We start from the raw sequence: 12751 nt of genomic DNA on the forward strand, positions 1-12751 counted from the left end.
AGGTTTCCCATGCAACCGAGACTGAGCAGTGTGATTCGAGTCCTCGTCGCTTCGGCGATACTCGCCGGCGCCGCCGGATGCGCATCGATGAACAAGACGCAGAAAGGCGCGGTGATCGGCGCCAGCACCGGCGCCGTGATTGGTGGCGTCATCGGCAATCAGACCGGCTCCACCACGCGTGGCGCCATTCTCGGCGCCGTGGTCGGCGGCGCGGCCGGCGGCATCATCGGCAACCAGATGGACAAGCAGGCGCGGGAGATCCAGCAGAACATCCCTGGCGCGCGCGTCGAGCGCGTCGGCGAGGGCATCCAGGTGACGTTCGAGTCCGGGCTTCTGTTCGACTTCGACTCGGCCGCGATTCGGGGCGACGCCCGCCATAATCTCGACGAGCTGGCCCGCAGCCTCGGACGTTATCCGGACTCCGATCTCATGATCGTCGGCCATACCGACGCGAAGGGCACGGCGTCATACAACCAGGATCTGTCGGAGCGCCGGGCGCAGTCGGCGGCGAGCTACCTCTATTCGCGCGGCGTGGATCGCCGCATCGAGACCCTGGGCCGGGGAGAATACGAGCCCATATCCAGCAACGACTACGAGAGCGGCCGTCAGCAGAACCGCCGCGTGGAGGTGGCGATCTACGCCAGCGAGGCCCTGAAGGCCCGGGCGCAGCGAGAGGCGGGTGGACAATGAGACCGGTCTTTCGCACGCGGGGGCACCCGCTCGCTCACGCCGTGGTGGGCGGCGTCGCAGCGCTGATGATGATGGTCTCCACCGCGACGGCGCAGACCGTCGTCAAGCCGGGATTCAACATCTTCTCGGTGGAGCAGGACGTCGAGATCGGCCGGCAATCCGCGGCGCAGGTGGACCGGCAGATCCCCGCGGTGTCGGATGCGGCCATCAACCGTTACGTGCAGGCGCTCGGCGCTCGCCTCGCGGCTCAGGCGCCGGGAGCGCGCTACCCGTACCGATTCCGCGTGGTCAACCTGGCGGAGGTGAACGCTTTCGCGCTGCCGGGCGGCTTCGTGTACGTGCACCGCGGACTCCTCGAGCAGGTGAGGAGCGAAGGGGAGCTGGCCGGCGTCATGGCCCACGAAATCGCTCACATCGCGCTGCGCCACCCCACGAACCAGGCATCGAAGGCGTACATGACCCAGGCCGGCCTTGGCATCCTGGGCGGCCTGCTCGGCGGCGACCGCTCGTCGTCGTCCACGGGACAGGTGATCGGCGCGCTCGGGGGATTCGGCCTCAACACCCTGTTCCTCAAGTTCTCGCGCTCGGCGGAAACGCAGGCCGACATCGTGGGCGCGCAGATCATGGACCGCGCCGGCTACGACCCGATGGAGATGGCGCACTTCTTCAACTATCTGTCGCGTCAAGCTGGAGGGAACCCGGGCCGCTTCGCCGTGTTCCTCAGCAACCATCCCGCTCCGTCCAATCGAGAGGCGCGAGTCCAGCAGGAGGCGCGCCTTCTCGGACGGCCTGCGTCGACCGCGCAGATCGGCGATCTGGCGATGGTGCAATCACGGTCGCGGCGACTGCCGAGAGCCCCGACCATGGCGCAGCTCGCGCAGGGACAGGCCGCGGGCGCGGCGTCATTGCCGGCGGGAACGGCCGGGCTCTCGATCGAGCGGCCGTCGTCCACCTTCCGCACGGTGCAGCAGCCGCGCGGCCTGTTCCAGGTCCAGCGTCCCGACAACTGGTCGGCCTACACATCGTCGCGGGACCACGGCGTCACGATCGTGCCGCGAGGCGGTTCGAGCGGGAATCGAATCACGCACGGCGTGATCATCAACCACTACGTGCCCTTCGACGGCTCGGTCGGTTCCTCGTATCCGAGCAGCCCGACGTATGGGAGCGGAGCGCTGGCTTCGGCGACCGAGGACCTGGTTCGCCAGCTCCAGAATTCGAATTCCTACCTCGATCCGATCCGGGGATCGCAGCGCCGCGCGTCGATCGCCGGCCGATCGGCGATGGTCGTCACGATGGCCGGGCGATCGCCGGGGACGGGCGAGGAGGAGCGCATCGACGTGGTCACCCAGCAACTGGCCGACGGTCACATCGTCTACGTGCTGCTGATCGCGCCTCGGGACGAGTACTCCGTGCTCGCGCCGACGTTCCAGCGCATCGTGGGCAGCCTGCGGACGGACACGCGCTCGAGTCACGGATAGACCGGCCGTCACTGGCCGGAGCGATGTTTGAGCCGCGCCGTTCACACGGCGCGGCTCTTCGTTGCCACGCTCGTTGGGTCAAAGGTCGCGTCCGGAGGCAAAACCCGACGCTCGTCACGTCCCAGTGGTCGTTCCAGGCCACGGAATCGTCTCATCCCGCGACTGACGACGGTTGTCGGTAACCCAGACCACTCTCCCCGAGGCCTTCATGCTCGTTCCTCGCTTACCGTCGCGCCTCCTGGCGGCGGTCGCTTCGCTCACGCTCCCGCTCTGCGTCGCATGGGCTGCCGCCCCACAGCCGGGCCCTCCGATCACGATCAAGCCGGCCGCGGCCGCCATCACGGTCGACGGAGATCTCTCGGATCCGGGCTGGCAAGGCGTCGAGCCCGTGACGACCTGGTTCGAGACCCGCGTGGGAGACAATGTCGAGCCGCAGGTCAAGAACGTGGGCTACCTCGCTTATGACGAGCGCTACTTCTATGCCGCGTTCCGCTTCGACGATCCCGATCCTCACAAGATCCGCGCGCCGCTCGGCGACCACGACCAGCTCTCGGGTTCGACCGATTACGGCGGAGTGATCATCGACGCGGCCAACGACGGCAAGACCGCGATCCTCTTCCTCGCCAACGCCAACGGCCTGCTCTACGACGCGGTGAGCAACGACGCCACGGGCGAGGACAGCTCGCCGGACTACTACTGGGAGTCCGAAGGCAAGATCACGGACGCCGGCTGGAATCTCGAGATCAAGATTCCGTTCACGTCGCTGCGCTACAGCAATGCCGTGGCGCCTCAGATGCGCATCCTGCTCTACCGGAACTACCCGCGCGAGCGCCACTACCAGTTCTTCTCCGCGCGGCTTCCCAGGGACGTGAGCTGTTTCATCTGTAACTCGAGCCCCCTGGAGGGTCTCCAGAACCTGCCGACGTCGTCCCATCTGGTCATCGCTCCTTACGCCAGCGCCCAGCGTCTCGACGAGCCGGAAGCAGGGCTCGGAACGCCGCTCCGGGACGGAAACACGGACACGGAGTTCGGTCTCGACGTGAAGTGGAGCCCGCTCGCCAGTCTGGCGATCGACGGCACCATCAACCCGGACTTTTCCCAGATCGAGGCGGACGTGGCGCAGATTGGCGCCAACGAGCGCTTCGCGCTCTTCTACCCGGAGAAGCGACCGTTCTTCCTCGAAGGCATCGATCTCTTCTCGACGCCATTCCAGGCGGTCTACACGCGAAGCATCACGTCACCGAGCGGCGGCTTGCGCACCACCGGCCGCTCCGGGCAAACGGCCTTCACCGCGCTCGGCGCACGGGACCGCGGGGGTGGTCTCGTCATCCTTCCTGGTCCGGAAGGATCGGGGGCCGCGGAGCAGGACTTCGAATCCTCGGTCGGCGTCGTGCGCCTCCGCCGCGACGTCGGGCCGTCATTCGTCAGCTTCCTCGCCACCGGGCGCCTGAACGACGAATCCGAGTCGATCGATTCGAGCGGCGTGGCGCTCGACGGAGGTCACAACGCGGTCTTTGGTCCCGACTTCAACTGGCGGCCTCGCCCGACGGACTACTTCGCCGGCCAGGCGCTGTGGAGCGACACCCGCACGCCCAACCGCCCCGATCTCGCGGGGGAGTGGGATGGCCGCAAGTTGACGGATCACGCGTTGCTGGCCCGCTGGTCGCACAGCGACCCGAGATGGGACTGGTTCATCCAGGGACAGGACATCGGACCGGATTTCAGGGCCGACGAGGGCTTCATCCCGCAAGTGGGCTATCGCGAAGGCTACCTCGAAGCGGGCTTCACCGCGCGGCCGAAGGACAATTTCTTCTCGCGCATTCGTCTCTTCACCGTGAACTGGTATGACGAGGACAGCGAAGGCAGCCCGCTGTATCGCCGCTACTCGGCGGGCGCGGGCATGGACGGCAAGCTCAACAGCTTCATCCGCTTCGAGATCAATCACGACGACATCAAGGTCGGACCGGAGATGTTCTCGCGCTGGCGGCCGTACGTCATCGTGCAGTCGAGTCCAGGCCGGGTGCTGAACTCGGTCTCGATCGAGAGCTTCTTCGGCGAAGAGATCGACTTCGACAATGCGCGCGAAGGCACCGGAGCGACGATCATCGGCAGCGTCACCGTGCGGCCGACGGATCATCTCGAGCTGCGCGGGAACGCGAGCGTGCGGTGGCTGGACGTGGACGATCCGGTCCTCGGCGCCGGCCGCCTGTTCACCGCCCAGGTCGAGCGGCTGCGCGCGGCCTACCAGTTCAGCTCGCGGATGTTCGTGCGCCTCATCGGGCAATACGTGCAGACGGAACGGGATCCATCGCTCTATACGTTCGGCGTCGATCCCAAGGTCGCGGGCTTCAATGGCTCGGCCTTGTTCGCATACAAGATCAACTGGCAGACCGTGTTCTATCTGGGATACGGGGACAATCGCGAGTTCGACCAGAGCACGGATCAGCTGGAGGCGAGTCAGCGGCAGTCCTTCGCCAAGATCTCGTACGCTTTCCAGCGCTAGCCGTCAGACTTTGTCGCGGGGCCTGCGAGTGAGCGCGTGGGCCTCGCGCTCGAAGACGTTGTCCAGGTAGGGATCACCGCCAAGCGTCCACGCCCACAGGCTGGCGCACGCGTAGGCGGGGAGGAAGAACGGCCCCCACCGCTCGTACTGGCGGACATGCACGCGCTCGTGTGCGGCGAACCGGCGCAAGGCTTCCTCGCTGCGCCCCAGGATGACGTGTCCGAGCGTGAGCGCCTCCGCGCCGCCTCGGATTGGCACCCAGCGCTCGAGCGCGACCCTCGCCCAGCCGTCCCTGACCTCGAACACACCGTCACGGCGACGGATCCGTCCTCGACCGGCGACGCAGACGGCCGCGACCACCAGCCCCAGGGCGGTGGCGGGAGAGGCCCAGATCCAGGCCCAGGCGCTCCGAACCGGCGAGCGGTGAGATGGCACGCCATTGAGATGAAGACGAAGACGCTTCGACGCGAGAGTTTTTGGGCGCCGACCGATTCCAGAGCTAGCGATGCGGTGCTGGCGGCTCGGCAGTCCGCTTCTTCTGCTGTTGCTGGCCCATCAGCTTGGACTTCTCCGCCTTCACGTCGGCGAAGAGGATGTTGAAGCCGAGGAAGACCGCGCCGATGGCGGCCAGGAGGAAGAACAGGATCGCGATGCCCGGGTAACCCAGGATGCGGAACGAAGTCTCGATCCGCATCAGCAGCGCGGCGCCCACGATCATCGCCGAGATCATGAGCCCCATGGTGATGCGGTTTGCCACCTTCTGGGCGCCCTCCATGAGCAGCGCCTCGTCGATGGCGTCGACGTTGATCTTCAGCTTGTTCTCGGCGATCGTGTCGATCAGCTGGTTCAGGCGCCGCGGCAGCTTCTCGACCAGGCCCTTGAGCTCCAGCAGGCTGTCGAACATGCGCCCCGGCGAAAGGCTCTTGATCATGCGATGGCGCATGATCTCGGCCGCGTTGCGCCGGATGGCACCGTTGGGCTCGAAGTCCGGATCCAGGCGCCGGGCGACCTCGTCCACGTTGAGCAGCGTCTTGCCGAGCAGCGTCAGCTCGCGAGGCTGGCGATAGCCGCCGTCCGCGGCGATGCGGGCGGATTCGAAGAGCGTCTTTCCCATCGCGATTTCACGCATCTTGAGACCCTGGAACTCCAGGACCATTTCGGAGATCTCGCGCCGAACGCCTTCGGGGTCCGCGTCAGGGCGCGGAGCGCCCATGCCGATCACCAGCTCGGAGACGTCTTCGGCCCGGCCTTCGCTGATCGCCAGCACCAGCTTGAGCAGCGACTCCTGCATACCAGGAGAGATCTGCGCCACCATCCCGAGGTCGAGGAACGCGAGCCGGCCATCGTCCGTGAGGAAGATGTTCCCCGGATGCGGATCGGCGTGGAAGAAACCGTCCACCAGGATCTGGTGCAGATAGGCGCGGCAAAGATCCTCCGCGAGCGGCGCCCCGTTCAGCTCCATGCGGGCCAGCGGCCCGAGTGCCGTGACCTTGCGGCCGGTGATGTACTGCATGGTGAGCACCCGTGAGGTGACGTAGTCCTCGACCGGGCTCGGCACGACGATGTTCTCGAAATGCGCGAGATTCTCGCCCAGAATCCGGAGATTGCGCGCCTCCACGTTGTAGTCCAGCTCGCGCATGAGCGTCTTGCGGAACTCGTCCACCATGGCGACCACGCCATGGCGCTTGCCGAACTCGCTGCGCCGCTCGACCACCTCCGCGATCGACGTCAGCGCCTCGAGATCCTCGCGCATCCGCTCGCGGATGTTGGGACGCTGCACCTTGACGGCCACGATCCGGCCGTCGCGGAGTTGGGCGCGGTGGACCTGGCCGAGCGAGGCGGCGGCGATCGGCTCCTCTTCGAAGATCGCGAAGGCCTTGGACAGGCGCACCCCGAGCTCCTCGGAGACGATCTGGTTGACCTCCTCGAAGGAGAAAGGTCCGACGCTGTCCTGAAGCCGGGCCAGCGCGTCGAGGTAGACGGAGGGAAGAATGTCACCGCGCGTCGACAGAAACTGCCCGAGCTTGACGAAGGTCGGGCCCATGGCCTCGAGATCGTCGACCAGCTCCCGCGCGAGCGTCGCCGTGTCCTTGGGCGTTTCGGGGGCCTTTTCCCCGTCGGCGGTCTTGGAAGTCGCCTTGGTGGCCTGTTCGATGAGGATATCTCCGGGCAGCTCGTGGACCGTGGCGGTCGGGCCATTGAAGGACGCGAAGTCCCGGATCACCGTGTCGTCGGCGTCGCCCAGCCCGTCACGCAGCTTTTCGCTGCGGGAGTACTTGAACAGGAGCCGCCCGATCTGCTTGTAGCGGTCGATATGCTGGGGCTTCAGGTTGAGGACCATGAAGGTTCTACAAATGTCCTTTCTCGAATGGAGCCGGAGGCCACCGCGAACCCTCGATCCAATGCCGGGACCCACGGGAATCGAGCGCCCAGGGAGGGTCGCGTCAAGGTCAACCGCAGGCGCAACCCGTTCCTTCCACGCTCGAGCCACGCTGGGTCCTGCAAAGACGGTGCCGCGCGGCCGGCCTCCGCTACGAGTCGGGCATCGTCACCAGCACTTCCTTGGTGTTGTGGACCTCGATGTCGCTCTGCGGAATCAACGCGGCATATCGTGGAAGCGAGAAGCCAAATGGCGTTCGCTCGTCGCGATCCAGAATCAGCACGTCCGTGTCGAGCATGCGGAAGTGACCGAACTGGGAGTTGCCGCCGCGCAGGAAGACGTAGTTCCGCGCTTCCGACTGCGGCGCGGCGATCGGCGGGCCTGAGAACTCGAGCTCCAGGACGTCGCCGTCCAATGAGACCTTCGACATCTTCCCGTCGATGCGCGGCGGCGGGAACAAGCCGAACGGCTTGATCATGATCTGGTTCTTGTTGACGGTGAGGCTCTTGTTGGGCGGCATCGCGATCAGATTCTCCAGGTTCATCGGCTTCCATTTGAGCAGCTTGGTCGCGGGGATGCCGACCACCTTGAGGTGATCGACGTTCAGGACCAGCGTGTTCGTTCGACGGTCCACCGAGAGGTCGGTGTACATGGAGAACGGGACCCAGAAGACCACGTTCACCTTGCCGGACAGCTTGATCAGGCGCTCCCCGCCGCTCTCCACGAAGTCAACCTTCAGGTCGCGGATCTTCGACCCCGGATAGTTGAAGACCGCTTCGTTGAACATTCCCTGCAGCACCTGGGGATTGATGCGCACGACCGATCGCTGCAGCACCAGGCGGAACGTCTCCAGATCGTCGAACACGACGGTGGATCCATCGAGCGGCACGGCGCGAATGGCCATGTCGTTGGTGTCGATGTACACGTTCTCGGACCACTTGAAGCGAACGTTCTGGAGCCGGATCGCGACGCCCCTGCCCTCGGCCACCTGAGCGGTGTCGCCCTTCAGGAACTTCGTCAGCAGCCTCTCGCGCTGCACCTCGGTGGCTCGCCGGGCGGTGTGCTGCTGGTAGAGGAGGAAACCCTCCACCAATGCCGCCAGCACGGCGACGGCGAGCCCCACGGATAACAGCGCGCGGCGATGCCGATGCTGCTGCCACCACACCGCGATTCTGTTCTTCATGGCGCTCTCCTTGCGGCCCATGGAAATCGATGGGGTGGTTCCAGGAACAATCAAGAAGAGCGCCAGACCTCGGCGCTTTGCGGCTTCAATTGACAGCCACTTCACGGCTCGCGTGGAGGAACGGCTTACAGAATCGCGGCGAATTCGACAAGAAAGGGACCCGTGACGACGCCTTGTGACGATCGAATCGCTCTGGTTGCCGAGGCTTGGGCGATCGGAGCTCACTGGCACGGCTTCTGCCCTGATCATCGGTGGTCGTCAAACAAGGAGGATTCTATGAGGACGAAGACATTCGCGAGGCTGGCGCTCGTGGTCCTCACGCTCGGGATTGTGAGTTCGGTGTGGACGAGTGTGGGCAGCGCCCAGTACAGCGATCGTTGGCGCGATTCCTATCGCAGCCGCTGGGGATACCGGACGAGCGTGATGGTCCCGGCCGGCACTGCGATCGACGTGCGTCTGGATTCAAAGATATCGACCGAGGATGCCAACTCGGGTGATCGGTGGACCGGAACCGTGTACCGCTCGGTGATGAGTGGCGGTCGTGTCGCGATCCCGGCAGGAACTCCAGTGTCGGGCGTGGTCGTTCACTCGGTGCAGGGGGACCACAATACGCGTCCCCAGCTCGCGCTGGCGGTCCGTAACGTGAACCTCGACGGCACAAGCCTTCGTTTCAACGGCGAGACCGAGCCCATCGTGGCGGGATCGAACCGCGCCAAGAAGATCGGTGCGATCGTGGGCGGCGCCGCGGTCGGCGGTGTGCTTGGCCATGTGGTGGGCGGCAAGAAGGGCACGATCATTGGCGGTCTTCTGGGCGGCGCGGCCGGCTATGGAGCGACGCGTCATGCGCTGCGCACCATGCAGCTGAAGGCCGGCACGGTGGTCACCTTCACGGCGCGCGAGGATGTCGTCGCGAGACGCTACTGATCCGCGCCTGGAACGGATGGACGGAAAGCCCCCGCAAGGATGCGGGGGTTTTCTCATTCCTGGCGATCGGCCAGCGCCGCCGCGCGGCCGAGCAGCAGCACGCGCTCGCGAAGGTTTCGCGTCAACGAAGCCGCGCGCTCGAACTCCCGGCGAGCTTCCTCCCGGCGTCCGAGCTTGGCCAGCAGATCTCCACGCACGCTCGGCAGCAGATGGTAGCTCCCGAGCGAAGGCTCGTCCGCGACCGCGTCCACGATCGCCAGGCCCGCCGCCGGACCGGACGCCATCGATACGGCGACGGCCTGGTTGAGGGCGACGATCGGTGAGGGGGTGAGGCTCAGGAGCGCTTCGTAGAGCGACACGATGCGCGGCCAATCGGTGGCGTCCGCGGTACGAGCCCGGGCATGGCACGCGGCGATCGAGGCCTGGATGCCGTACGGACCGAGCGCGCCGGCCCGCTCCGCGCGCTCGAGCGCCGCGAGTCCGCGGCGAATCAGCAGCGGGTCCCAGAGCGCGCGGTTCTGCTCGAGCAACAGGATGGGCTCGCCGGAGGGACCTGTCCGTGCGCGGGATCGCGAGGCCTGGATCTCCATGAGCGACACCAGACCGTGGACCTCGGGCTCCTCGGGCGCCAGCTCGGCGAGGATGCGACCGAGCCGGAGGGCGTCCTCGCACAAGGCCGGGCGCATCCAATCCTCACCCGCGGTGGCGGTGTAGCCTTCGTTGAAAACCAGGTAGATCACCTCGAGCACCGAGGCGAGGCGTGCCGCGCGATCTTTGCCGCGCGGCACTTCGAAGGCCACGTTCGCCGTCTTCAGCGTCTTCTTGGCGCGCACGATCCGCTGCGCCATGGTCGGCTCGGAGACCAGGAATGCGCGCGCGATCTCGTCGGTCGTGAGTCCGCCGAGCATCCGCAGGGTGAGCGCCACCCGTGCCTCGGGAGGCAGGACGGGGTGGCAGCAGGTGAAGACGAGTCGCAGCATGTCGTCGCCGATGTCGTCGTCGATCGCGGCGTCGAGGTCGGCCTCGAGCGTGGATGGCTTGGCATCGATCTCCGCGCCGAGCTGGGCGTGCTTTCGGTCGAGCATGCGGTCCCGGCGCAGGAGGTCGATCGCGCGCCGCTTCGCCGTGGCCATGAGCCATGCGCCCGGCTGGTCGGGAACACCGGCCGCGGGCCAGCGCTCGAGCGCCGCGACCAGGGCGTCCTGAGCCAGGTCTTCGGCCAAACCCACATCGCGCACCATACGGGCCAGCGATGCGATGATGCGCGCGGACTCGATGCGCCAGACCGCGTGAATGGCGCGATGGGTGTCGGTCGCCGTCACAGCGACTGCGCGACTACCGCGTCGTCAGGGAAGCTGAAGTAATAGGTTGCATCCACGACAACGTCCCGCGCCCTACCAGCACCGGTCGTCGTCACCTCAATCCCTGGCACGAGCGCCTCAACGATCTTCCTCCTGGTGTCGAAGTCGAGCGGCCCGGCGTCGAGTCGGCGGTTGAGTTCGGTCAGGAGAGAGGCGGCGCCCTGCAGACGTTCTTCAGCATGGCGAGCTGCTCCCGCGGCGTCCTCGAGCGCCGCGATCTGCACGGTCAGGGCGTCCTGTTCTTGCCGCAGTGCGGCGAGCTGCGCATCCACCTCGGCCTGGGTGATCGTGCCACGCCGGTGGAGCGTGATCACCCGCTCGCGCTCCGCACCTTTGCGCGCGAGTTTGGCCTTGGCGTTCTTGATGCGAGCCGCCGTGAAAGCCGCGCCGGTCCCGGTCGCCTGCCGGCGTGCCAGTTCCGCGAGCGCGTCCCCGGGGTTTCTCAAGAAGCACTCGATGTCGGTCCAGATCGCCTGCTCGGCCTCGTCCGCGTACACGCGCTTGGCGCGGCACCCCGTGCGCGCCCCGCCGCATACGTAGCAGCGAGTGCCGGCACTCGTTGCCGTGCCGCTGTAAGCGCGGCTGCAAGCCCGGCAACGCATCAGCCCGCTGAGCAGGTACTCGCGACGGCGGTTCCGTTTCGCTTCCTTGAAGTTCCGCGCGCGCCCGCGCTGCGCCGCCTCCCAGAGGCCGACGGTCACGATCGCCGGACATGCCGCCTCGATCACTTCGCCGGCCCGCCCCTTCGGCTCGTACCGCCGGGCGCCTTTGTAAGCCTCGTTCCTGGTCACCCTCCGCACGGTGGCATGGCTCCATTTGGGTTGACCGCTAGGAGTCGCAACCCCGCGTGCGTCCAAGTGCGCCGCGACAGCAAGTGAGGAGGTGCCGGCGGCGACCATGCTGAAGATCGTGCTAACCGTCTCGGCTTCATCTGCGTCCACCACGAGCCGCCCGCTTTCCACGCGGTACCCGTAGGGTGGCGTGCCTCCCGACCAGGCCGTTTCCCGCATGCGCCTGCGTAAGCCGGCGCTGGTGCGCTCGACGATGTTCTCCTTTTCCAGCGCGGCGGCACCGGCCATCACGGCGACACTGAAGCGCCCCGCCGGCGTGCTGGTGTCGAACGGCTCGGAGGCGGCTTTGATCGTGACACCGAGAGCCTCGAGGACTTCAACCGCGCGCAGAGTCACGGTTGTGCGGCGCCCGATTCTGTCGAGTTTGAACACCACCACCGTGTCGATCTTCTTCTCGCGCGCCGCTTGCAGGAGCGCGGCGCCGCCCGGCCGTTCCTCGAACGGAACCGTGCCGCTAATACCGTCGTCGAGAAACTCCACCGCACCCACGATCGCCTCTGCAGCACACCAGCGGCGCAGCTCGTCCACCTGTGTCCGAATGCTCCCACGCTCGGCCTGTTCTTCGCTTGAGACGCGCGCGTAGACGCCGACTCTCATCATCGTGGTCTCCTTGAAGTGCGTGGTGTTCTGTGACCCCGCTGCTTCTTGACGCGCTGGCGGGGGGCCGCGGTCGGTGTGTCTTGAACCTTGATCTGCTTGTAGCGGGTGTACGCGGTCGCAGCTTCTGGCACGCTGCCATAACCCTGGCCTGGGCGAAGCACCTCAAAACCTTCCATCAGCTCCAGCCACGGTGGCCTCTTGCTCTTGTTGGCGGCGGTCTCTCGTTCTACGTGCTCGCCCCAGGCAAGAGTGCGCGGGTCTGGACTTCTGCCTCTGCCTCTATCCCGGCCAGCGGCCATCGCCTTTGCCTTCGCGAACTCAAGAGCCACAGAGGTGGGCGAGGCGTGCGCCTGCGCGAGCACCGCGATCGTCCTGGAGGCCCCCGTCTGCAGCGTGCGCACCACGATCGGCGACGGCTCGGGGATCCGGTTCTCAATCAGGTACATGAAAGCCTCCTCCTCGCTCCATCCGTAGCCGAGCGCCGCACGGCGCATCCACCACAGGAAGTTTTCTGTGAAGGTCTTCGGCTTGGCGCGACCCCAGGGGCGCTCGTCCGGCACCTCAATGGCTAGAGGGAAAGATCGAAGCCGCACCACCGCGGGGAGATCGCGCAATAGGTCCTGAACCTCCGGTGCGGCAGATAGGCGGATCTCAAGCCACGGGCCGGTCGCCGCATCGGTGCCCCGTCCGAGTCGCTCGACATATATGCCGTTCTGAGCGCGGTGAGCCTCTCGGAACTGCTGTAGTTGAGGATCGTGATCCGCGGCTAGTCGCAGCTCTC

10 protein-coding genes are annotated in these 12751 nt (G+C 66.3%); 4 read left to right on the plus strand and 6 right to left on the minus strand.

Annotation, left to right across the window (positions count from 1 at the left end; translation table 11 throughout):
* Positions 1-87 precede the first annotated feature (87 nt).
* The 3 genes from VFQ05_16170 to VFQ05_16180 all read left to right on the plus strand — a co-directional run bounded on the left by VFQ05_16170 (position 88) and on the right by VFQ05_16180 (position 4671).
* Positions 88-690, plus strand: a complete 603-nt coding sequence (locus VFQ05_16170; protein ID HET9328304.1) for an OmpA family protein — start codon at positions 88-90, stop codon at positions 688-690.
* The gene (locus VFQ05_16175) at positions 687-2168 is read left to right on the plus strand and encodes a M48 family metallopeptidase (protein ID HET9328305.1); all 1482 of its coding nucleotides are present in this window, start codon (positions 687-689) and stop codon (positions 2166-2168) included. The genes VFQ05_16170 and VFQ05_16175 overlap by 4 nt, the downstream gene beginning before the upstream one ends.
* 208 nt (positions 2169-2376) lie before the next feature.
* A complete protein-coding gene (locus VFQ05_16180) occupies positions 2377-4671 on the plus strand; it encodes a DUF5916 domain-containing protein (GenBank protein ID HET9328306.1) in 2295 nt (764 codons plus the stop codon).
* Positions 4672-4674: 3 nt separating this feature from the next.
* Here the strand turns inward: VFQ05_16180 and VFQ05_16185 are convergent, their stop codons facing one another.
* From VFQ05_16185 to VFQ05_16195, 3 genes are all read right to left on the minus strand, one after another.
* Positions 4675-5106 (minus strand): hypothetical protein, encoded by a 432-nt coding sequence (locus VFQ05_16185; GenBank protein ID HET9328307.1) that lies wholly within the window; start codon positions 5104-5106, stop codon positions 4675-4677.
* 64 nt (positions 5107-5170) lie between these two features.
* Positions 5171-7012 carry an AarF/ABC1/UbiB kinase family protein gene (locus VFQ05_16190; protein HET9328308.1) on the minus strand — a complete coding sequence of 614 codons (1842 nt, stop codon included), beginning with the start codon at positions 7010-7012 and terminating at the stop codon, positions 5171-5173.
* A gap of 190 nt (positions 7013-7202) precedes the next feature.
* Positions 7203-8234, minus strand: a complete 1032-nt coding sequence (locus VFQ05_16195; protein ID HET9328309.1) for a hypothetical protein — start codon at positions 8232-8234, stop codon at positions 7203-7205.
* 276 nt (positions 8235-8510) lie between these two features.
* Here VFQ05_16195 and VFQ05_16200 point away from each other — a divergent pair, with 276 nt between their 5' ends.
* On the plus strand, positions 8511-9158 hold the full coding sequence (locus VFQ05_16200) for a hypothetical protein (protein HET9328310.1): 648 nt from the start codon (positions 8511-8513) through the stop codon (positions 9156-9158).
* 53 nt (positions 9159-9211) lie between these two features.
* Here VFQ05_16200 and VFQ05_16205 read toward each other — a convergent pair whose 3' ends face one another.
* From VFQ05_16205 to VFQ05_16215, 3 genes are all read right to left on the minus strand, one after another.
* Positions 9212-10480, minus strand: a complete 1269-nt coding sequence (locus tag VFQ05_16205; GenBank protein ID HET9328311.1) for an RNA polymerase sigma factor — start codon at positions 10478-10480, stop codon at positions 9212-9214.
* Complete coding sequence (locus VFQ05_16210) at positions 10477-11967, minus strand: recombinase family protein (protein ID HET9328312.1); 1491 nt, start codon at positions 11965-11967, stop codon at positions 10477-10479. The genes VFQ05_16205 and VFQ05_16210 overlap by 4 nt, the downstream gene beginning before the upstream one ends.
* A partial coding sequence (locus tag VFQ05_16215; GenBank protein HET9328313.1) for a hypothetical protein occupies positions 11967-12751 on the minus strand: 785 nt, incomplete at its 5' end. The genes VFQ05_16210 and VFQ05_16215, both read right to left, overlap by 1 nt.

Source organism: Candidatus Eisenbacteria bacterium (assembly GCA_035712145.1).
In the GTDB taxonomy this organism is placed as follows: domain Bacteria; phylum Eisenbacteria; class RBG-16-71-46; order RBG-16-71-46; family RBG-16-71-46; genus DASTBI01.